Source organism: Desulfobacter sp. (assembly GCA_028768545.1).
Lineage (GTDB): Bacteria > Desulfobacterota > Desulfobacteria > Desulfobacterales > Desulfobacteraceae > Desulfobacter.
In genome coordinates this window covers 1,507,026-1,528,604 of the sequence record CP054838.1, presented here as the reverse complement: position 1 = coordinate 1,528,604, position 21,579 = coordinate 1,507,026, and the positions used below count along the sequence as shown (strand labels likewise).

At 45.6% G+C, this 21,579-nt stretch carries 17 protein-coding genes and 2 pseudogenes; 6 read left to right on the top strand and 13 right to left on the bottom strand.

From position 1 onward, the window contains the following. Window positions 1-56 precede the first annotated feature (56 nt). Window positions 57-1,226: an IS4 family transposase gene (locus HUN05_07330; GenBank protein ID WDP87962.1), complete on the top strand. Its 1,170-nt coding sequence runs from the start codon at window positions 57-59 to the stop codon at window positions 1,224-1,226. Then, window positions 1,132-2,472, top strand: coding sequence for an ATP-binding protein (locus tag HUN05_07325; GenBank protein WDP84982.1), 1,341 nt, complete (start codon window positions 1,132-1,134; stop codon window positions 2,470-2,472). Before HUN05_07330 ends, HUN05_07325 begins: the two co-directional genes overlap by 95 nt. Before the next feature lie 121 nt (window positions 2,473-2,593). Here HUN05_07325 and HUN05_07320 read toward each other — a convergent pair. Continuing rightward, window positions 2,594-3,762, bottom strand: a pseudogene (locus HUN05_07320) (IS4 family transposase). 595 nt (window positions 3,763-4,357) lie between these two features. Between HUN05_07320 and HUN05_07315 the strand changes: the two are divergent. Continuing rightward, window positions 4,358-5,569: an IS256 family transposase gene (locus HUN05_07315; GenBank protein ID WDP84981.1), complete on the top strand. Its 1,212-nt coding sequence runs from the start codon at window positions 4,358-4,360 to the stop codon at window positions 5,567-5,569. 324 nt (window positions 5,570-5,893) lie between these two features. Next, window positions 5,894-6,067, top strand: a complete 174-nt coding sequence (locus HUN05_07310) for a hypothetical protein (GenBank protein WDP84980.1) — start codon at window positions 5,894-5,896, stop codon at window positions 6,065-6,067. 131 nt (window positions 6,068-6,198) lie between these two features. Here HUN05_07310 and HUN05_07305 read toward each other — a convergent pair whose 3' ends face one another. The 7 genes and pseudogenes from HUN05_07305 to rsmA form a co-directional block, all read right to left on the bottom strand. After that, window positions 6,199-6,807, bottom strand: a complete 609-nt coding sequence (locus HUN05_07305; protein ID WDP84979.1) for a transposase — start codon at window positions 6,805-6,807, stop codon at window positions 6,199-6,201. Between the two features lie 223 nt (window positions 6,808-7,030). After that, window positions 7,031-7,858 (bottom strand): IS256 family transposase, encoded by an 828-nt coding sequence (locus tag HUN05_07300; protein WDP84978.1) that lies wholly within the window; start codon window positions 7,856-7,858, stop codon window positions 7,031-7,033. A 238-nt stretch (window positions 7,859-8,096) separates the two neighbouring features. Continuing rightward, window positions 8,097-8,453: a transposase gene (locus HUN05_07295; GenBank protein WDP84977.1), complete on the bottom strand. Its 357-nt coding sequence runs from the start codon at window positions 8,451-8,453 to the stop codon at window positions 8,097-8,099. Between the two features lie 39 nt (window positions 8,454-8,492). Continuing rightward, a complete protein-coding gene (locus HUN05_07290; protein WDP84976.1) occupies window positions 8,493-8,876 on the bottom strand; it encodes a hypothetical protein in 384 nt (127 codons plus the stop codon). 264 nt (window positions 8,877-9,140) lie between these two features. Beyond that, window positions 9,141-9,305, bottom strand: coding sequence for a hypothetical protein (locus HUN05_07285; GenBank protein WDP84975.1), 165 nt, complete (start codon window positions 9,303-9,305; stop codon window positions 9,141-9,143). A 237-nt stretch (window positions 9,306-9,542) separates the two neighbouring features. Then, window positions 9,543-10,916, bottom strand: a pseudogene (locus HUN05_07280) (diguanylate cyclase). Beyond that, complete coding sequence (rsmA, locus tag HUN05_07275; GenBank protein ID WDP87961.1) at window positions 10,913-11,764, bottom strand: ribosomal RNA small subunit methyltransferase A; 852 nt, start codon at window positions 11,762-11,764, stop codon at window positions 10,913-10,915. Before rsmA ends, HUN05_07280 begins: the two are co-directional and overlap by 4 nt. A gap of 332 nt (window positions 11,765-12,096) precedes the next feature. Between rsmA and HUN05_07270 the strand changes: the two genes are divergently transcribed. After that, complete coding sequence (locus HUN05_07270; protein ID WDP84974.1) at window positions 12,097-12,456, top strand: hypothetical protein; 360 nt, start codon at window positions 12,097-12,099, stop codon at window positions 12,454-12,456. Window positions 12,457-12,468: 12 nt separating this feature from the next. Beyond that, entirely contained in the window at window positions 12,469-15,447 is a 2,979-nt protein-coding gene (locus HUN05_07265) for an insulinase family protein (protein WDP84973.1), read from the top strand. Between the two features lie 63 nt (window positions 15,448-15,510). Here the strand turns inward: HUN05_07265 and HUN05_07260 are convergent, their stop codons facing one another. The 5 genes from HUN05_07260 to HUN05_07240 form a co-directional block, all read right to left on the bottom strand. After that, entirely contained in the window at window positions 15,511-16,389 is an 879-nt protein-coding gene (locus HUN05_07260) for a DUF2520 domain-containing protein (protein ID WDP84972.1), read from the bottom strand. Then, a complete protein-coding gene (gene panB, locus HUN05_07255) occupies window positions 16,376-17,167 on the bottom strand; it encodes a 3-methyl-2-oxobutanoate hydroxymethyltransferase (GenBank protein WDP84971.1) in 792 nt (263 codons plus the stop codon). The genes HUN05_07260 and panB overlap by 14 nt, the downstream gene beginning before the upstream one ends. 110 nt (window positions 17,168-17,277) lie before the next feature. Beyond that, complete coding sequence (locus HUN05_07250) at window positions 17,278-19,182, bottom strand: acetate--CoA ligase family protein (GenBank protein ID WDP84970.1); 1,905 nt, start codon at window positions 19,180-19,182, stop codon at window positions 17,278-17,280. Further along, window positions 19,179-19,772 (bottom strand): TetR/AcrR family transcriptional regulator, encoded by a 594-nt coding sequence (locus HUN05_07245; GenBank protein ID WDP84969.1) that lies wholly within the window; start codon window positions 19,770-19,772, stop codon window positions 19,179-19,181. The genes HUN05_07250 and HUN05_07245 overlap by 4 nt, the downstream gene beginning before the upstream one ends. Window positions 19,773-20,024: 252 nt before the next feature. Next, on the bottom strand, window positions 20,025-21,194 hold the full coding sequence (locus HUN05_07240; GenBank protein ID WDP87960.1) for an IS4 family transposase: 1,170 nt from the start codon (window positions 21,192-21,194) through the stop codon (window positions 20,025-20,027). Window positions 21,195-21,579 lie beyond the last annotated feature (385 nt).

Genomic DNA, 21,579 nt, shown 5'->3' with positions numbered 1-21,579 from the left:
GACAAATGTGCGTAAAAATTTTTGTGCGCCTTGAAAACTTAACTCAAGGAGCTCAAATGACGCACATCTCAGTCCCTAAAAAACAACTACGGTCCCTGAACTTTGACAATTTCAGGTGCCCTCTGATAAAGTCACTTTCAAAAGCACCGGAATTACAATCTCGAGGAGACCGCCCTTTAAAAATGACATTCGAAGACCAGATAAATGCTTTGGTTTATTTCCATCTTCAGGAGCACAAGTCTGCCCGACATTTAATTCAGGATCTCAAGGAGAATGTTTTTGCTAAAGAAAATATTGCGCCAGACGGTGGTATCAGCCGTAGTAGTTTCTGTGAAGCCATCAATCACAGGGGACTCGAACAACTGCAATTTATCTTTGAGGATCTTTATAAACAGGCTCTTGAGTGTCATCCGGGTGAACACGCCGAGTTAGGAGAGTTGGTTTCCATTGACGGTAGTCTCATAAATGCAGTCCTTTCAATGCACTGGGCGAACTACAGAAAAGGAAGTAAAAAAGCCAAAGTACATTGCGGATTTGACATTAATCACGGAATCCCAAACAAAATCTTTTTGACTGAAGGCAACGGCGCTGAACGCACCTTTGTTCCCAAAATACTTTCCAAGGGGCAAACAGGTGTTATGGATCGTGGATATCAATCCCATAAAGAATTTGACCTGCTTCAGGAGCAAGGCAAACATTTTGTCTGCCGTATAAAAACCAGGACAACAAGAACAATTATTGATAACCACGAGACCCCTTCCGACAGCTACATTTTTTATGATGCACTGGTTAAACTTGGTACTCCGAATCAAAACCAGACGAAAAGGCCTGTTCGGGTTGTTGGCTATAAAATTGCTGGCGTCAAATACTATGTGGCAACTGACAGGCATGATTTAACAGCGGAACAAATAGCAACAATTTATAAACTCCGGTGGACCATTGAGGATTTTTTCAAATGGTGGAAAGAACATCTGAAGGTATATCATCTCATTGCCCGCAGTGAATACGGCCTTATGGTTCAGATTCTTGGCGGCCTTATCACTTACCTGTTACTGGCAATCCATTGCCAAAAACAGTTTAATGAAAAGGTCACGATCAAAAGAGTTCGGCAGCTGCGAACCGCCATTCTAAATGACCTGTTTGGCTGCGAGGAGCAGGGCTCTCATAGTTCAAACAGGGACAATATTGTCAAAGATCAAAAAATTATTGAGCAAGCAAAAACCTAACCGGACATCACTGAATCAATATCTATCTTTGAATCTTGAAATAAAAGAGGAACGAACCATTTTTGAGCAGGATTATCCCATTGAAGATTTACTGCAAGCTATTTTCTTTTATAAAAATCAAGTGAAGCATGACGGTGAAATTTTAATATTCATAGATGAGATTCAGGCTTGTCCAGCAGCCGTCTCTTATCTTAGATATTTTTATGAAGCATTTCCCGATATTTATGTTATTGCAGCCGGATCTCTTTTAGAGACACTTATTGATACCCATATCAGCTTTCCTGTCGGCAGAGTGGAATATCTTGTGATGAAACCTTTGAGTTTCAAGGAATTTTTAAATGCTTTATCCGAAACAGCCAGCCTGGATATTCTTACAAAAAACATTCCAGCCCCTGATTTCGCACATGAAAAGCTAATGAAATTATTTCAAACCTATTCAATCATTGGGGGTATGCCGGAAATAGTTGAAAAACATTCCGACCAGAAAGACATCATAGCGCTTAACAGTATATTTGACAGCTTAATCGTTTCTTATCTTGATGACGTTGAAAAGTATGCTCGAAACAGTACAATGGTTAACGTAATTCGACATGCCGTTTCAACTTCATTCTATGAAGCAGGCAGCAGGATTAAATTTCAGGGTTTTGGTAATTCCAACTATAAATCAAGGGAAATGGGGGAAGCATTAAAAGTATTGGAAAAAGCGATGTTGATTTACCTTTTATACCCTTCATCCTCTGTCAGTCCTCCTTTGCTGCCAAACATAAAAAAATCGCCGAGGCTCCAAGTCCTTGACACAGGAATGCTGAACTATTTTTCTGGATTTCAAAAAGATTTGTTCGGGGCCAATAGTATTGATTCTGTCTATCAGGGGAAAATAGCAGAACATATTGTCGGACAGGAACTTCTCGCTGTTGAAACATCTCCTTTATTCAAATTGTATTTTTGGAACCGGGAAAAAAAACAATCCACTGCCGAAGTTGATTACCTGATTCAATATGAAGGGTTGCTCATACCCGTTGAAGTAAAATCTGCTGCAACAGGTCGGCTACGCTATCTCCATCAGTTCATAGACCGCGAACCTCATAAATATGCCGTGAGGATTTATTCCGGAAAATTAGAAATTAACCAAATCAAAACTCTTAACGGGAAAGAGTTCTTACTGCTAAACCTCCCATTTTATTTAACTGGGTCTATTGCAGGATATTTAAAATGGATGATATCCAATGACAAACCAACCCAATAATCCAAATGAAACGGGTGATATCACTTATTAAGAGTCTTGCCCCATAGTAATATTAATTCTTTAAACGGTGACTAGTTTGACGAAAAAGAAAAAAAATATATTTCAAATCAGTGATGTCCGGTTAGGTTTTTGCTTGCTCAATAATTTTTTGATCTTTGACAATATTGTCCCTGTTTGAACTATGAGAGCCCTGGTCCTCGCAGCCAAACAGGTCATTTAGAATGGCGGTTCGCAGCTGCCGAACTCTTTTGATCGTGACCTTTTCATTAAACTGTTTTTGGCAATGGATTGCCAGTAACAGGTAAGTGATAAGGCCGCCAAGAATCTGAACCATAAGGCCGTATTCACTGCGGGCAATGAGATGATATACCTTCAGATGTTCTTTCCACCATTTGAAAAAATCCTCAATGGTCCACCGGAGTTTATAAATTGTTGCTATTTGTTCCGCTGTTAAATCATGCCTGTCAGTTGCCACATAGTATTTGACGCCAGCAATTTTATAGCCAACAACCCGAACAGGCCTTTTCGTCTGGTTTTGATTCGAGTACCAAGTTTAACCAGTGCATCATAAAAAATGTAGCTGTCGGAAGGGGTCTCGTGGTTATCAATAATTGTTCTTGTTGTCCTGGTTTTTATACGGCAGACAAAATGTTTGCCTTGCTCCTGAAGCAGGTCAAATTCTTTATGGGATTGATATCCACGATCCATAACACCTGTTTGCCCCTTGGAAAGTATTTTGGGAACAAAAGTGCGTTCAGCGCCGTTGCCTTCAGTCAAAAAGATTTTGTTTGGGATTCCGTGATTAATGTCAAATCCGCAATGTACTTTGGCTTTTTTACTTCCTTTTCTGTAGTTCGCCCAGTGCATTGAAAGGACTGCATTTATGAGACTACCGTCAATGGAAACCAACTCTCCTAACTCGGCGTGTTCACCCGGATGACACTCAAGAGCCTGTTTATAAAGATCCTCAAAGATAAATTGCAGTTGTTCGAGTCCCCTATGATTGATGGCTTCACAGAAACTACTACGGCTGATACCACCGTCTGGCACAATATTTTCTTTAGCAAAAACATTCTCCTTGAGATCCTGAATTAAATGTCGGGCAGACTTGTGCTCCTGAAGATGGAAATAAACCAAAGCATTTATCTGGTCTTCGAATGTCATTTTTAAAGGGCGGTCTCCTCGAGATTGTAATTCCGGTGCTTTTGAAAGTGACTTTATCAGAGGGCACCTGAAATTGTCAAAGTTCAGGGACCGTAGTTGTTTTTTAGGGACTGAGATGTGCGTCATTTGAGCTCCTTGAGTTAAATTTTCAAGGCGCACAAAAATTTTTACGCACATTTGTCAACACAAAACAGACTGTTTTTTTAATGATTTTAGATGCTTTTTATATGCAACAACCTAACCGGACACTACTGGGTCAAGCCGGTTATTTTAAAGTTATGATCAAAAATGAATAATCATTCGATAATAAAATGGGTGTTGGCTTTTACTCTTGTTTTGGTATGCGTTTCCGCAGTACCCAATGATGTTGCCTGTTCTGAAAAATATTACATTAATAATAACCAGGTCCTTTTATATAAAATTATAAACTGGTGGTATGATAGCCTTCCAGAGGAATCTCATCAGCTTTGCGGAAGTCTTATTAAGTGCCAAGATAAAGGTAATATTCAAATCGAATACGATGTCATTGAGATGGAGTTAAGACTTAATACCAAAGAAAGGTTTGCAGATTTATTATCCATATTCAAACAATGCGAGCAGTGTTGGGGACCTTCATATTTAAAATTAACGTGGTTAAATAAAAAATATTTCGGAAGGGCGTTCAAAATTCTGTGTCAGTTGAATCAAAGCTGATATACTCAGCTAAATAAGGAGAACTGACATGACCGAAGACAACACCGAATTTGATTTTCAAAAAGCTCTTAAAGGTATTCAGGAAGGTAAACCCTTCACAGGTAAGGGCGGCGTCCTTACATCATTAATCAAAAATCTTGCTGAAGCTGCTCTTGAAGGAGAGTTGGAGTCCCATCTCGGACAGGAAATTTCTGCCAACCGCCGTAATGGAAAAAGCAGAAAGACCATTAAGTCCCTGGATGGTAAATTTGAGCTAAAAACCCCGCGTGATCGGAACGGAACCTTCTCTCCACAGATCGTCAAAAAACATCAGACAACGCTCAGCGATGAAATTGAAAGAAAGATAATAGCCCTTTACGGCCTGGGCATGAGTTATAATGATATGGCTTCCCATTTACAGGAAATCTATGGACTTGAGATTTCAAATGCCACTCTGAGCACCATTACCGATAAAATTATTCATACCGTTAAAGAATGGCAGGCCAGGCCGTTGGAAAATGTGTACCCAATCGTATGGCTTGATGCCATACATTATAAAGTACGAGAAAACGGAAAGGTCGGCAGCAAAGCCGTTTACACAATTCTTGGGGTGAATATCGAGGGCCGCAAAGAGGTTCTTGGGCTGTACATATCCGAGAATGAGGGTGCGAACTTCTGGCTGCAGGTGTTAACAGACCTTTCAAACCGAGGGGTAAAAGATATCCTGATTGCCTGTGTTGATGGTCTAAAAGGTTTTCCCGAGGCCATTGAGACCATATTCCCGGACACAGAAGTTCAACTCTGCGTAGTCCACCAGATCCGAAATTCATTGAAATACGTTGGTTCCAAAAATAAAAAGGAATTTATGGCAGATCTAAAACGTGTTTATAAAGCGGTCAATAAGGATCTGGCCGAAGAAGAACTGGATATCTTGGAAAATAAATGGAATGACAAATACCCGATTGTGATAAAATCCTGGCGGAACAACTGGGAGCGCCTCAGTCATTTCTTTAAATATCCAGAAGAGATCCGACGGATAATATACACCACAAATACCATTGAGGCTGTGCATCGACAGTTTCGAAAACTGACCAAAACAAAGGGATCGTTTCCTAACCAGGACAGCCTGTTAAAGCTGCTTTACATGGGGATCCAGAACGCCAGTAAGAAATGGACAATGCCGGTTCAAAACTGGTCACTGACAATTTCCCAGTTGGCAATTTTCTTTGAAGGCCGGCTGGATAAAGAGCTGGGAATTTGATAGGGATTTATTTACAGATGGAAAAGATGGTTCCAGGAACTCCGCTCCAGCAAAAGCCAACTCCTCCGACGTGGCAGATTGAAGGCCCATTCTCGGACCTGGCTTTTACTTCCGCTGGCGCCGAGACAGATCCGGGAACCGAAACCGTGACACAGAATTCTGAACATTCCCTATTTCGGCGATGGAAAATTCATTACGTCAACAGATAAGTACTCAACTATCAACTCTTATATATTTGCCCATATAGAAAAAACCCATGCCCAACAGATTCAGAGTCTTGTAGATGTTATAGAACTTGAATTGAAAGACATAATCTGCGGCGTGATGAATGGTAAAATAGCCTTGCATCATGCCGGAAAACTATTGAAGACTTGTCCGGCAGATTCAGGAAAGCAAGATGAACGTTATCCAATTACTCTTAAAATTGTGAATTCTCAAACGGAAGAAATATTAGCAAAATTCTCTGTGGTTTTTGATAATAGAAATCATAACAAATGAAGGATTAGTAACCGTGCCGAGGCACGAGGCTCGGTGCTAATCTTATGGTTCAAGAAGCCGCGGATCTATAGGGGTAAAGGTTAGCGATTTGCGGAATGTGTCAATGACAATGAGACACTCTATGCCTAAAATTAAGCTCCAATAATATCCTTCTCTTTTTGTTCCGGTTTGTTAATCCAGGCTTCTTCTGGTAAAGCCGGTGGCCTCGGTATTTTTCCCTTAAATCGTTTTGGGTTTTGAATAAATGCATCCTCCAATGTTCTGCAGCGAGATTCATAAATATCTTTAGCAATGCCATAATGAAATTGTTCTGGGGTTACCAGGCCAATACCAGAATGGTAATGCTCTTTGTTGTAGTATCCAAAAAAATCCTGGCAGAAGGCTCTTGCATCCTGAATAGCACCAAAAGTTTTGGGAAATTGTGGACAATATTTCAATGTTTTAAACTGGGCTTCAGAGTATGGGTTATCATTGCTGACATGTGGTCGACTGTGGGTTTTGGTTACCCCTAAATCGACAAGAAGCTGGGCAACCCCTTTGGATTTCATACTGGCTCCCCGATCTGCATGTAGCCCAAGCTGACCGGGTAATATCTTCTGGTTTTCACAGGACTTTTCAATTAGCTTTTTGGCCAATGCTGTTTGTTCTCTATGGGCGACCATCCAGCCGACAACATACCTGCTGAAAATATCCATGATTACATATAGATAGAAGTAGGTCCATTTTGTGACACTTTTCAACTTGGTAATATCCCAGGACCAAACCTGATTAGGTCCGGTTGCCAGCAATTCAGGGAATGTTCAGAATTCTGTGTCACGGTTTCGGTTCCCGGATCTGCCTCAGCGCCAGCGGAAGTAAAAGTCAGGTCCGAGAATGGGCCTTCAATCAGCCACGTCGGAGGAGTTGACTTTTGCTGGAGTGGAGTTCCTGGAACCATCTTTTCCATCTGTAAATAAATCCCTATCAAATTCCCAGCTCTTTATCCAGCCGGCCTTCAAAGAAAATTGCCAACTGGGAAATTGTCAGTGACCAATTTTGAATCGGTATTGTCCATTTTTTACTGGCGTTCTGGATCCCCATGTAAAGCAGCTTTAACAGGCTGTCCTGGTTCGGGAATGATCCCTTTGTTTTGGTCAGTTTTCGAAACTGTCGATGCACAGCCTCAATGGTATTTGTGGTGTATATTATCCGTCGAATCTCTTCTGGATATTTAAAGAAATGACTGAGGCGTTCCCAGTTGTTCCGCCAGGATTTTATCACAATCGGGTATTTGTCATTCCATTTATTTTCCAAGATATCCAGTTCTTCTTCGGCCAGATCCTTATTGACCGCTTTATAAACACGTTTTAGATCTGCCATAAATTCCTTTTTATTTTTGGAACCAACGTATTTCAATGAATTTCGGATCTGGTGGACTACGCAGAGTTGAACTTCTGTGTCCGGGAATATGGTCTCAATGGCCTCGGGAAAACCTTTTAGACCATCAACACAGGCAATCAGGATATCTTTTACCCCTCGGTTTGAAAGGTCTGTTAACACCTGCAGCCAGAAGTTCGCACCCTCATTCTCGGATATGTACAGCCCAAGAACCTCTTTGCGGCCCTCGATATTCACCCCAAGAATTGTGTAAACGGCCTTGCTGCCGACCTTTCCGTTTTCTCGTACTTTATAATGTATGGCATCAAGCCATACGATTGGGTACACATTTTCCAACGGCCTGGCCTGCCATTCTTTGACGGTATGGATGATTTTATCGGTAATGGTGCTCAGAGTGGCATTTGAAAATCTCAAGTCCATAGATTTCCTGTAAATGGGAAGCCATATCATTATAACTCATGCCCAGGCCGTAAAGGGCTATTATCTTTCTTTCAATTTCATCGCTGAGCGTTGTCTGATGGACGATCTGTGGAGAGAAGGCTCAAATTTACCATCCAGGGATTTAATGGTCTTTTTTCCATTACGGCCCACGCGGGGTCAAGATTTTGATTAACGATGTAAGGACGCCGCCCTTTTTGGGGCTTATGGATTTTTATCGGTAATGGTGTGGAGGCATTTGAAATCTCAAGTCCATTCCGGCCCTTTCAATTTCATCGCTGAGCGTTGTCTGATGTTTTTGACGATTTGGAGAGAAGGTTCCGGCCCTGTCACGCGGGGTTTTTAGCTCAAATTTACCATCCAGGGATTTAATGGTCTTTTTGCTTTTTCCATTACGGCGGTTGGCAGAAACTTCCTGCCCGAGATGGGACTCCAACTCTCCTTCAAGAGCAGCTTCAGCAAGATTTTTGATTAATGATGTAAGGACGCCGCCCTTACCTGTGAAGGGTTTACCTTCCTGGATGCCTTTAAGGGCTTTTTGAAAATCAAATTCGGTGTTTTCTTCGGTCATGTCAGTTCTCCTTATTTAGCTGAGTATATCAGCTTTCATTCAACTGACACAGAATTTTGAACGCCCTCGCAATTCAGGTTTTTTATATTTCGGGCGATTTACCTGCCGTCTTCGCTCCGGCACAGAACCATGTTCTTTGTGAAGAAGCCGATACATCGTTCTGATGGAACAATAGTATTGCCCGTTATCAAGAAGAGAAGCATATACCTGATATGGGGCTCGATCTTGATATTTTTCAGAATGTAAAATATCCAAAACCGTTTGTTGTTCATCAGAATTCAAAGAAAGGGGAGATCCGGTCCGACTAACTCCAATATGTTTTTTTGGAGAATGAAATCTGTAAAAAGATGATCGGGGAATACCGAAAGCCTCACATGAAGGCTTTTTTCCAATATCGCAACTTAACGTTAGGGCGGCATTCATAAGTCTTCTCCTTTGAGGTCGTCCAGATTCTGCTGGATTCCCAGGATCTGAGAAATTTTTTTTTTGAGCTTCAATGATGAGTTTCACCTGCTTTAGCTTGTGCTCTAATTTGAATTTCTCTTTTTGAAGTCTGGCGACCTCTATGGCCAATGGGTTAAATTTGATGAATAAAGGCCTTCTCTTCGAAGAATCTTGCCGATCCCTCCGATTTCGGTACAATTTTCAATCTCTTGGAGAATACGCAGTTTATAAGAAGCAACGAATCTACGCCGGGGGTTTTTTTTCAGGTACTTCAGGATCAGGGATTGAATCCTGGCTCCCCAAGGAGGCCCCAATTCCAGTCGCCCTATGGTCTCCTTCCATTGGGGCCTCCTTGGGGGCTGCCTGTTTTTCGGACTCTGGTAGTGGGTTCATTTTTATCGGTTTCATATAAGTATTGCCTTACCCGCCCTACACTAATTTATCAAGGGGTAAGTGTCTCACTTATATTGTCACAGAGGGTAACTCCTTTAAATTCAATTGAAGATTAAGCACTCTCTGTCAAAAATTGCAACAGTCAATTTTATGCCCTGTTAAATTTCTTTTAAAAAAATGAAAAAATATTGGGAATTTTTTTGAGGCGAGTCTGGAATGCAAAAAACAAAAAGTATGCAGCAAAATTAAAAATCAGTTGCCCTGCCCGGGCAGAACAATTTCCCGGATAAAGAGGGGCAATTGATTCAAGACCTCTTTGGGGGTTTTAACGCTCCTGTCATTGTCGATGCCCATCCTTTTTTCCCGGGTCTTGACATCAAAGGGATCCTCCGGGTGGGTCAAGGGGGTCTGGTGTGAATCCGTAAAGGGCAGGACAATGGGGCCGCAGCTTTCAAGGACATAGGCCATCTGCCCGTTTTTGAGAAAAACAATGGACCCGGGCGGATAAAGGCCTATGGTGTTGACAAAGGCATGGAGAATAAACTGAAGCAAAGGATCTTTTTTAACATAGGTTCGAAACAGGGCGGTTGCCGCCGTCACCGGGTTGGCCGCCTCTTTGTAGCTCCGCCTTGAAATCATGGCATCATAAATATCCACAAGTTTGCAGATCCTGACATAGATGGGGATATCTGAAAAAGGCCGGTCAAAGGGATAACAATTCTTTTCCCCGGCAAACAACGGGCCGTGGTGATATTGAACCATGTTGGTAAACACGGGATGATCCATATGGTTCTTTTCCAAGATCTGCCCCCCGAACTCGTAGGAATGCCGCTGGATCATCTCAAATTCCTCCCGGGTCAACCCCCGGGTCTTGTTCAGCAGATCCTGGGGCACCAGGGCCTTGCCCAGATCAAAAATAAAGAGCCCCAGGGAAATCTGGTCAAGCTCTTCAGGGCAAGAATAGGAAAAGATCGGGTTTTCATGGGCCGGCCCCGGGGTTGAATCCGGCCAAAGACTGGATTGGATGACCTTTGAAAAAGAGCGGTTGAACCGGTTGACCACTGCCGTGCCCAGGGCACAGACATTTGCCCCGTGGCTGAACAGATACTGGTCAAATAAAAACAGATCTTTTGCCATATAGGAAAAGGGATGATCATTCTTGCCTGAAAAATTCACCAGCTCAGTGACCTGGGCAGCCACGGCCTGATGATCAAACTGCCCTTGATTGGATTGAATCTGGGCCATTGCCTTTTTCAGGCAGTCTTTGGCCTTAGCATAATATTGGCAGGCCTCTTTTCGAAGGGCCTGAATTTCTTTCATCCGAGAGGTGAGATCAAAGCCCGGGGCAGGATCACCGGGATCTTCCAGGGATAAGGCCGGCAGGGCCTGAGGGTTGAATTTTACGGCATTGCCGCTTTTGTCAAACACACCCCCCTCTTTTGCCAGGGGCAGAGATCTAAGCCCTCTATTGCGTAAATTTTCCAGGGGCCTGACCTAATCCACAAGGGTTTCCTTGGCCAGAAGCAGGGTGCCGAACCGATCATAGACATCCACACCCGTTCTCAGGGTGCCGCCGTTGACCACCATGGCAATCAGCCGGTCTATGGGGATGGTGCCTTTGATCATGGCCCATGTTTGCCCATGGCCCATACGGCCTTGGCAAGCAAGATAAACTCATCAATGGTCAGGGTTTCTGCCCGGCGCACCGGGTCAATTCCTGCCAGGTCAAGGGCCTTGCCTGCCTCTTGTTTTTCAAACCCGAGTCCGCCGCCGCTCAAGGAATTTTTCAAGGTTTTCCTCCGTTTGGAAAAGGCATCCTTGATCACGGCAAAAAGCAGATCTTCTTTTTCAGGGCTCATTTCCGGGGTCTCAAAAAAATGAAACCCGAGCACTGAAGAATCCACCTCGGGCCTGGGAAAAAAGGAACTGGGCCGGATGTCGGCCACATGGCTGAGCTTTGCCGCATACTGAACCACGGCAGAGAGCCGTGAATAGGCCCTTGAACCCGGAGATGCAAGAATCCTTGCCCCCAGCTCCTTTTGAAACATTAAAAAGGCCCGGTCAATCACAGATCTTGTTTTGACCAGTTTAAAGAGAATCTGGGAGGATATATTATAGGGAAGGTTGCCCATGACCACCAGGGACCTGTCACCGGCAATCTTTAAAATATCTGTTTTAAGAATATTCTTGTTGATAATGGTTACATTGGAGACGGAGGCCTGTTCCAGCTCATCTTCCAGCAGAGGAATCAGCCGCCTGTCCTTTTCCACTGCCACCACCTGGGCTGCGGCCTTTGCCAAAGGCAGGGTCAAAGCCCCCAGCCCCGGCCCGATTTCCAGAACCAAATCATCTGCGCCAATGCCTGTCCTGTCAACGATCATCTGTGCCGAGGCAGGGTTGGACAAAAAATTTTGTCCCATTTCCTTGCCCGCATACAGGTTGTTTTTCTTCAGCAGTTCTCCGGGGTGTGTCATGCCCTTGTACTCCGTTTTTTGTATTCCCAAAAATGTATCCTTATTCTTATCCCATCATAGCACAGGGAAAAGAAAAGGTGCAAAATATAAGAATCCATAAAGGAAAATTCTACCCTAACCATTATGCCTAACCCCCTTTCTCCAAAGGAAATAGTTTTACTTTCTATTACAAATTAACTACTTGACTTTATGAGGGTTCGGAAGTAATTTTTATTTGCTAGTGAATCCAATACCCGGACAAGCCGTCCTGTCCTTTAAAAAAACCAGGCGTTTCTCGTACGACCGGCATACAGGACGTAACCTGGTTCCCAACTTTTAAGGAGGCATCACACATGGAACCTATCGATATTGGCGCAAACTGGGAAAACTTTATTCAAATGCTGCTCCAACGTCTGGATATCCCGACCCAGGAAGATATCACCAATCTTCATGCAAGGCTTGACAAGCTGGAGCAATTGATCTATCAAAAACAGCCTTCGGGCAAAACAAGGGGAAAACCCAAGGCGCCAAAGAAAAAAAGTACCTCTTCCATTGTACTGGAAATCATCGGCAACCACCCTAAAGGCACCAATTTCAAGACCATCAAGGCCGCCACCGGGTTTGACGACAAAAAACTGAGAAATATCATCTTCAGGCTGGACAAAATCAAAAAAATCCAACGGGTCAGCCGGGGGATTTATACCAAAATTTAGCAGGATACACATATGAAAGCGATTGAACCCGGACAGATCATTCAAGGATACAAGGTCAAACAGGTTACCCATTTACCCAGCATTGATGCCCATCTCATCGAGCTGGTCCATGAAAAAACTAAAGCCCCCCATATTCACATTGCCAACAAGGACAAGGAGAACACCTTTGGGGTCTTTTTCAGGACCGTGCCCACAGACTCCACCGGCGTGGCCCATATCCTGGAGCATACCGTACTTTGCGGATCAAAAAAATACAGGGTCAGGGATCCTTTTTTTTCCATGATCAAGCGGAGCCTGTCCACGTTCATGAATGCATTTACCGCATCTGACTGGACCATGTACCCCTTTTCCACCCAGAACAAAAAAGATTATTACAACCTCATGGATGTCTACCTGGATGCGGCTTTTTTCCCCAATATCGACGAGCTGAGTTTTAAACAGGAAGGCCATCGTCTGGAACTTGAAGAAACCGAATCCAATGAGAACCGGCTCATATACAAGGGCGTGGTTTACAATGAGATGAAAGGGGCCATGTCCTCTCCTAACCAGGTATTGTCAAGGGCCCTGTTAGAAGGCTTGTACCCGGACACCACCTACGCCAACAATTCAGGCGGAGAGCCTTTGGACATACCTGACCTGACCCATGAAGCGCTTCGGTCATTCCATGCCCGATACTACCACCCGTCAAACAGTTTTTTTTACACCTATGGCAACCTGCCCATAGAAGAGACCTTAGAATTTATCCAGGACAAGGTATTGTCCCGGTTTGACTTTCTGGATTTGGATACCCGGGTCCCGTCCCAGCCCCGGTGGGACAGCCCAAGGACCATGACCCAGCCCTATGCCTATGCCGACACCGAGGACCTGTCCCAAAAATACCAGGCCTGTGTGGCCTGGCTGACCCCGGACATCCGGTCTGATTTCGAGGTTTTGGTGATGACCATCTTAGAACAGGTTCTCCTGGGAAATTCCGCCTCACCCCTGCGCAAGGCCCTGATTGATGCCAACCTGGGCTCTGCCCTGTCCGACGGTTCCGGGTTTGACCCAGACAACAAGGACACCATGTTTGTCTGCGGGCTTAAAGACATTGCCAAATCATCGGTATCAGAGGTGGAAAAAATTATTTTCACCACCTTGAACCGGTTGGTGGAAGAGGGAATTGAACCCCGGCTCATTGATTCGGCCATCCACCAGATTGAATTTTACCGCAAGGAAATCACCAATACCCCCTATCCGTTCGGAATTAAACTATTGCTCTCTTTTGCCAGCCATATGATCCACGGAGGAGACCCTGTGGCCTGCATCAATATTGACCAGGACCTGGACAGGCTCAAGCGCAAGCTCGACCAGGGCCCGTTTTTGGAAGAACAGATCAAGGCCTATTTTTTGGACAACCCCCACAGGCTTTTGTTCACCTTGGAACCTTCCCTTGGACTGGAACAAGAACAGACCCAAAAAACCCAGGAAAAACTCAAAAATACGCTTTCACAGCTTCGGCCGGAACAGATAGAGCAGATCCGCTCGGATGCCAAAGCCCTTGAAGCACTCCAGGAAACCGAGGAAGACCTCTCTTCCCTGCCCACACTGGAACTTGAAGATGTTCCCCCGGAAATTGAAATCATCCTTCCGGACAATATCGAAGGGGTCAGCCTGTCCACAAGTTATGACAAGGCCTGTTCAGGTATTTTGTACTTTACCTGCCCCTTGGGTGCAGGCAATATCCCCAAGGATCTGTTCAGCCTGATTCCGTTTTTCTGCCGGGCCTTTACAAACACAGGCACAAAACACTCCTCCTATGTGGAACTGGCCGAAAAAATGGATTTGTATACCGGGGGCATATCCATCTCCCCGTTTTCAGGCTCCTATTTTTCACAGAACGGAGATTCCCACTCATTTCTGGCGCTCCAGGGAAAAGCGTTGGACCGGAATATCGACCCCATGTTTGATCTCATGGACGAGTTTGTAAACGCCTATGGGTTTTCAGATCATGACCGGCTTAAAAACCTGGTGCTTCAATACCAGACAGGCATGGAATCTTCCATTGTCTCCACGGGCCACAGATATGCCATTTCCCTGTCAGCCCAGCATCTGTCAAAGGCCTCCCATATCAACGAACTCTGGCACGGCATTACCCAATTCCAGCAGATCAAGGCCCTGACGGCCAGCATTGGTCATGAAAAAAAAGGCAAGGCCGCCTTGGACGCATTGGAAAACAATCTTGCTGCCATGGCAAAGGCCCTGCTCAGAAAAGAAAATATCAAGCCTGCCGTTATCGGGGATGCACCCTCGCTTGTCCAGGCGGACCAGAGGATCAGGCAAATCCAGGACAGACTTGCCCAGGGCGGGACAAAGGCCTTTTTCACACCTGAGATGGAAACCAATTGTATCCGGCCCTATGAGGGATGGTATACCAACACGGCCGTCTCGTTTGTGGGACAGTCATTTAAAACCGTACGCATCACCCATGAAGACTCCCCGGGCCTTGCCGTGATCTCAAAACTGCTGCGCGCCCTGTTCCTGCACAAAGAAATCCGGGAAAAAGGCGGGGCTTACGGCGGGTTTGCCATGTACAACACAGAAGAGGGGATATTCTCCTTTGGCTCTTACAGGGATCCCCATATCAAACGGACCCTGGACGTCTATGCCGATGCCTGTGACTTTATTGTCCAGGGCAATTTTTCCGAAACAGACGTCAAAGAGGCCATTCTCCAGGTTTGCTCTGACATTGACAAACCCCAGACCCCGGGTCCGGCGGCCATGAAAGCCTTTTACCGAAACATCACAAAACTTTCCGATGAAATCCGGAAAGGGTTCAAGGATGCCCTGCTCAGGCTGGATAAAGCCAAGATTAAAAAGATTGCCGCCACCTATTTTACCCGGGACGAAGAGAAAAAGGGAATTTCCGTCATTTCCAGCAAGCCCATGCTCGAGGAGGCCAACCAGGCACTTGAGGCGGATAATCGGCCGCCCCTGAGCCTAAATAAAATTTAGTGACCTTATCGGTGAATCGTTTTACCTAACCATGGGTTTCATTTTTCACCAATGTATCACAATTCAACTCTTAAACAGGCGGGACAACTCATGTTCCGCCTGTTTATCTACCCCCGGCCGGGCAATGTCCAGGGTGTGAGCCCCAAGCACCCGGTACAATTTTGAAAATTGAGGGGTTTTGGCATCAATATCCTTGATATGGGAAGAGACAATTTTATCATCTCCCCGGGCCACAGGGCCTGTCAGGGCCCGGTCACACCCCTTGGCCTTGATATTGGCCAAAGTTCCCTGGATCAGGGGTTCCAAAATCTCATAGGCCCTGGCTTCGTCCAGGCCGGTTTCCATGAGCAGGTTCAAGGCAAATTTTTCCAGGGTCACCAGATAGTTGGATGCCACCACAGCCGAGGCATGGTAAAGGGTCTTGGCCTCCGTAGGAATGGTAAAGGCCTTGGCCCCCAGCGCCCTGACAATTTCCTTGCCCAGACAAACGGCCCCACGGCTTCCCTCAACGGAAATATTAATATTTTCAAAGGGATTGTCCTGGCCCGGCTCGTAGGGGGTAAAGGCCTGGAGAGGATGGATGGACCCCACGGCCGCACCGCATTCCCTTGCCGATTCCAGAATATCAGAGGAGAGCGCCCCTGACAGGTGAAAGACCATGGACTCGTTTTTAAGATTCAGGCTGGCAGCCAAATCCTTGCACACCGTCTCGATCAGGGTATCCGGGGTGGTGATAAAAAGAATGTCCGCCCCTTGGGCGGCCTCGCCCGCAGAGCCAAAGACCGTTCCAAGTCCTGCCATATCCCTTGCAAATTGGGCAGACGCCCTTGTTCTGCTGAAAAACCCGGCCGGCTCAAACCCCTTGCCCGATAAAAACACGGCCAGGGACACCCCGACCCGGCCGCACCCGATAATTGAAAACCGCTTCTTACTTGTATTCATAATCTTCAGACGGGAATTTCCCCTCTCTCACCTCTTTGATATAGGCCTCAAGCCCTTGTCCTGCAAGGGCGGCAATGTCTGCATATTTTTTCACAAACTTGGGCAAAAACCGATCATTGATCCCCAGCATATCATGAAGGACCAGGATCTGGCCGTCACAGGCGGGGCCGGCGCCAATGCCGATGGTGGGAATCTTCAACGCCTGGGTGATCTTGGCGGAAATGGGCGAGGGAATCCCTTCAAGAACCACGCTAAAGGCACCGGCCGCCTCCACATCCTTTGCATCGGCAAGCAGGCGGTCTTCATCCCGTTGGACCTTGAATCCTCCCATCTGGTGGACAGACTGGGGGGTAAGCCCGATATGGGCCTGGACCGGGATCCCTGCCTTTGCAATGGCCGTGATCACAGGGCAGACATCAGCCCCACCTTCCAGTTTCACGGCACCTGCCCCGGCCTCCTTTAAAAACCGTCCGGCATTCTCTACCGCCGTGTTCAAATCCCCCTGGTAGGACATAAACGGCATGTCCCCCACCACCATGGAATAGGTACAGGCCCGGGTGACAAGCTCGGTATGGTAAATCATTTCATCCATGGTAACCGGCAGGGTGGTTTGCTTGCCCTGGACCACCATGCCCAGAGAATCCCCCACCAGAATAACATCAATCCCGGCCCTGTCCACAAGACCGGCAAAAGGATAATCATAGGCGGTCAGGGCCGTGATTTTCTTGCCCTGTTCTTTCATTTTTACGAGGGTGGATGTGGTCACTTTGGCGCTCATGGTTCTCTCCTGATCCATAAATTTTCCGGGTGATCCCGGCCAAAAAAAGTCTTATTAACAATACAAATTCAACTTAGAGTAATTTTTCCCAAGTTTCAACCCTGGTCTTTTCAGATTCTTTTGCCCAACCATGTCTGGTATTGAACCATTCCGGACAAGGCCTTAACCGCCCGTTCAGGCGAGGGAAAATAGACCCCTTTATACTCCAGGTGATCGTACCGGTATAGGGTCCGGCTCAGCTCATCGGTGAGCAAACTCACCCCGAGAACCGGCTTTTGATATTTCTGGGTGAGCTCCACCACATACTGGGTATAATCTTCTTCCACCTGGGCGAGGGCCTGATTGAACTGTGCCGCTTCAGCCGCATTGGCATCCGGGTCTGCCTTGAGAATGGACTCAATCATGGCATTGACTAGAATCCGCTTGCCGTGTATGCCCAGATGGATGACAGCATCGCATCCATCCCAGCGCAAAAGTTCTTCCATGCAGGTCCTGGGAATACCAGGATCGCCTTCGCCCACAATGTCCACAGGGTTATCATGGCTCCAGAAGAGAGGAAGAATTTTTTTCAGCCTTGAAATAATCCCCTGGGAAAGCCTTGAGGCAGACTTAAAAAACCGCCTTCCCTGCTTGATGCTTTCAATATAAAGGACCACGGTCCGGGTCAGCTCGTCCCGTTCAAAGGTTTCCATATAGTCTTCAATGATGACCATGGCCTCGTTTCCGGATCCTGAAAAGGCCCGGATACCGATATCCTGCTGTTCGGCAAAGGCCAAAAGCTGGGTCCCCATATTCCCGGACTGGCAGACAAGGGCTGTGGAACCGGGCAGGGGAAAGGCATTGGCAGCGGTGGAATAAAACTCTGCATGGGGATTGCAGACCCCCATGGTATTTGGGCCCAGCACTAAAATTCCTGCCTTGCGTGCCTCTGCCACGATCCGATCCTCAAGATCCCGGCCCTGGTCCCCGACTTCCCTGAACCCTGAAGTAATCAAAAGCATGCCTTTGACCTTTTTTGGGGCCATTTCGGGGATAAGGTCCATCACCCCGTGGGCCGGCACCGTGACCACCGCCAGATCCACATCTGTGGGAACTTCGGAAAGGGCCTTGTACACCTTACGGCCCATGATCTTACCTCCCTTGGGGTTGATCAGGAACACCCGGCCCTTAAAATCCCTGGCAAAGGTATTGGTGGGCAGCATATGCCCCCATTTACCCGGTGTGGCAGAGGCCCCGACAAAGGCGACGGACTCAGGATAAAAACAGGACCTTAATGCGTTTAAATCAATGGGCGGCGAAAGCGGCGTCCCGGACGGGATATTTTTCTCCAAAACCATGAGCCCGTCAACGGCCACGGGCATGCCATCAGCCTTAACAATCAAGGGGTTGACATCAATTTCCCGGATTCCGGGGCAGGCGCAGGCCAGATCGGAGAGGGCTTTTAATACGGATTTAAGGGACTCCCGGTCAACCGCGGCCTCCCCTCTGAACGGGCCTAAAAGCTTCTGGGCCCCCAGACTGTCCAGCATATCTTCCAGATCAGCAGGGTCAAGGGGGGCAATTTTAAAAACAATATCACCGATGGCTTCGGTCAACACCCCGCCCAGGCCGAACATGATCACAGGTCCGAACTGATCGTCCCTGAACATCCCGGCCACAAACTCTCGCTCCCCCTGGACCATGGGCTGAACCAGAAACCCATCCAAATTTTTTCCGGCCCGGTCCTGAATGGTCTTTGCCGCCTGTTTGAGCGAGTCATTTCCATCCACGCCCACAATCACCAGGCCGGCTTCGGTCTTGTGGAGGATATTGGCCCCAAGCCCTTTGAGCACAAGGGGAAATCCCAGTTTCTGCCCTGCATCCAAAACCTGCTCCTGGGTGGTGACGTTTTCTTCTTTGACCACGGGCATACCCATGATTTGAAAAATTTGCTTGGCCTTATCCTCATTCAGATTAACAATCCCTGATTCCAAATTTTTCTCTATCAAAGCGTTGATTGAACTTAATCTTGTCATGGATTTACTCCGTTGAATATGATGTCAGAAATACCGCTGGCAACCGTGTCAATTTCAAGCGCTCTGCCAAAAATAAGTTCTCCAAGGCAGGCATGTTCAATGGCCCCTAAAATAACCTTTCGAAGAAGCACAGGATCTGTCTTTTCCTTAATTTCGCCGTTATCAATTCCTTGTTGGATAATCCCAAGAATGATGGCCGCATATTTGCGCACCCTGGCATAGGCGCCCGAAGAATAATACTCCGGGGAGCTTCTCACCTCCAAAAAGAGCATTTTTGAAAACAGCCGATTTTCCGCATAGCTTTCCAGGCTGGAAAAAATAACAATTTCCAGCTGTGCCCGGCAGGTTTTCTCTTCAAGGATCCTGGCCTCAATTTTATCTAAAAACCGGGTAAAATGATCGTTGAGTAATTGATGAAGAAGATCTTTTTTATCCTTGAAATACTTATAAATCAGACCTTCGGTCACCGAACCGTTCCTGGCAATCTCAGCGGTTGTGATGGAATGAAAATCCTTTTCTTTCATAAGTTTGGAAAAGGATTTCATGATCTTTATCCGTCCGGGCGGATTTGTTTTTCCCCTGTGTTTCATTTTAACCTTCTTGTTTTTGTCTTTTTTAACCTTCTTGTTTTTGTCTTTGGTGAGTAATACTTACTTACTATTTTTCAATAGTCAAGAAAAAAACCATATCACCTGATGCTATTCCGGTATTTTAAAGCGGTGATCCTTTTTTTATCTATCTGGAATTTATTTTTTTTTAAAACCAAGCCTGATTTAAAATTATGATAAATGGCAAGTATCACACTTTGCAGAAAAAAAAGGGTGTAATCCAGTGATGTCCGGTTAGGTTTTTGCTTGCTCAATAATTTTTTGATCTTTGACAATATTGTCCCTGTTTGAACTATGAGAGCCCTGCTCCTCGCAGCCAAAAAGGTCATTTAGAATGGCGGTTCGCAGCTGCCGAACTCTTTTGATCGTGACCTTTTCATTAAACTGTTTTTGGCAATGGATTGCCAGTAACAGGTAAGTGATAAGGCCGCCAAGAATCTGAACCATAAGGCCGTATTCACTGCGGGCAATGAGATGATATACCTTCAGATGTTCTTTCCACCATTTGAAAAAATCCTCAATGGTCCACCGGAGTTTATAAATTGTTGCTATTTGTTCCGCTGTTAAATCATGCCTGTCAGTTGCCACATAGTATTTGACGCCAGCAATTTTATAGCCAACAACCCGAACAGGCCTTTTCGTCTGGTTTTGATTCGGAGTACCAAGTTTAACCAGTGCATCATAAAAAATGTAGCTGTCGGAAGGGGTCTCGTGGTTATCAATAATTGTTCTTGTTGTCCTGGTTTTTATACGGCAGACAAAATGTTTGCCTTGCTCCTGAAGCAGGTCAAATTCTTTATGGGATTGATATCCACGATCCATAACACCTGTTTGCCCCTTGGAAAGTATTTTGGGAACAAAAGTGCGTTCAGCGCCGTTGCCTTCAGTCAAAAAGATTTTGTTTGGGATTCCGTGATTAATGTCAAATCCGCAATGTACTTTGGCTTTTTTACTTCCTTTTCTGTAGTTCGCCCAGTGCATTGAAAGGACTGCATTTATGAGACTACCGTCAATGGAAACCAACTCTCCTAACTCGGCGTGTTCACCCGGATGACACTCAAGAGCCTGTTTATAAAGATCCTCAAAGATAAATTGCAGTTGTTCGAGTCCCCTGTGATTGATGGCTTCACAGAAACTACTACGGCTGATACCACCGTCTGGCGCAATATTTTCTTTAGCAAAAACATTCTCCTTGAGATCCTGAATTAAATGTCGGGCAGACTTGTGCTCCTGAAGATGGAAATAAACCAAAGCATTTATCTGGTCTTCGAATGTCATTTTTAAAGGGCGGTCTCCTCGAGATTGTAATTCCGGTGCTTTTGAAAGTGACTTTATCAGAGGGCACCTGAAATTGTCAAAGTTCAGGGACCGTAGTTGTTTTTTAGGGACTGAGATGTGCGTCATTTGAGCTCCTTGAGTTAAATTTTCAAGGCGCACAAAAATTTTTACGCACATTTGTCAACACAAAACAGACTGTTTTTTCAATGATTTTAGATGCTTTTTATATGCAACAACCTAACCGGACACTACTGGGTGTAATCCTAAGATAGGATTTGTATTTTGAGAAAATTTGCAATATTTATATCAATTATACGAAAATATGGAATATCCGGGTGGTGGCGTTCTTGACGCACACCCGTTGCATTTTTGCATTAAGGGAAAAGGGTTATGGCCAGAGACGATTGTAACCGTATAGAATCTTTGGGTTTTATTTCAGCCCCCCGTCTAGCAATAGTCTTGCTCGGACAATGCACTGGATAAAACAATGATACCGTTTGCCCTGGCAGAC

What these genes read in the sequence shown, in the direction of transcription:
- HUN05_07265 (WDP84973.1), top strand. Translation starts at nt 12,469, where the DNA reads ATGAAAGCGATTGAACCCGGACAGATCATTCAAGGATACAAGGTCAAA.
- panB (WDP84971.1), bottom strand. Translation starts at nt 17,167, where the DNA reads ATGAGCGCCAAAGTGACCACATCCACCCTCGTAAAAATGAAAGAACAG.
- HUN05_07315 (WDP84981.1), top strand. Translation starts at nt 4,358, where the DNA reads ATGACCGAAGACAACACCGAATTTGATTTTCAAAAAGCTCTTAAAGGT.
- HUN05_07250 (WDP84970.1), bottom strand. Translation starts at nt 19,182, where the DNA reads ATGACAAGATTAAGTTCAATCAACGCTTTGATAGAGAAAAATTTGGAA.
- HUN05_07240 (WDP87960.1), bottom strand. Translation starts at nt 21,194, where the DNA reads ATGACGCACATCTCAGTCCCTAAAAAACAACTACGGTCCCTGAACTTT.
- HUN05_07285 (WDP84975.1), bottom strand. Translation starts at nt 9,305, where the DNA reads ATGAAACCGATAAAAATGAACCCACTACCAGAGTCCGAAAAACAGGCA.
- HUN05_07330 (WDP87962.1), top strand. Translation starts at nt 57, where the DNA reads ATGACGCACATCTCAGTCCCTAAAAAACAACTACGGTCCCTGAACTTT.
- rsmA (WDP87961.1), bottom strand. Translation starts at nt 11,764, where the DNA reads ATGACACACCCCGGAGAACTGCTGAAGAAAAACAACCTGTATGCGGGC.
- HUN05_07310 (WDP84980.1), top strand. Translation starts at nt 5,894, where the DNA reads ATGAATGGTAAAATAGCCTTGCATCATGCCGGAAAACTATTGAAGACT.
- HUN05_07270 (WDP84974.1), top strand. Translation starts at nt 12,097, where the DNA reads ATGGAACCTATCGATATTGGCGCAAACTGGGAAAACTTTATTCAAATG.
- HUN05_07295 (WDP84977.1), bottom strand. Translation starts at nt 8,453, where the DNA reads ATGACCGAAGAAAACACCGAATTTGATTTTCAAAAAGCCCTTAAAGGC.
- HUN05_07245 (WDP84969.1), bottom strand. Translation starts at nt 19,772, where the DNA reads ATGAAACACAGGGGAAAAACAAATCCGCCCGGACGGATAAAGATCATG.
- HUN05_07325 (WDP84982.1), top strand. Translation starts at nt 1,132, where the DNA reads ATGACCTGTTTGGCTGCGAGGAGCAGGGCTCTCATAGTTCAAACAGGG.
- HUN05_07290 (WDP84976.1), bottom strand. Translation starts at nt 8,876, where the DNA reads ATGAATGCCGCCCTAACGTTAAGTTGCGATATTGGAAAAAAGCCTTCA.
- HUN05_07260 (WDP84972.1), bottom strand. Translation starts at nt 16,389, where the DNA reads ATGAATACAAGTAAGAAGCGGTTTTCAATTATCGGGTGCGGCCGGGTC.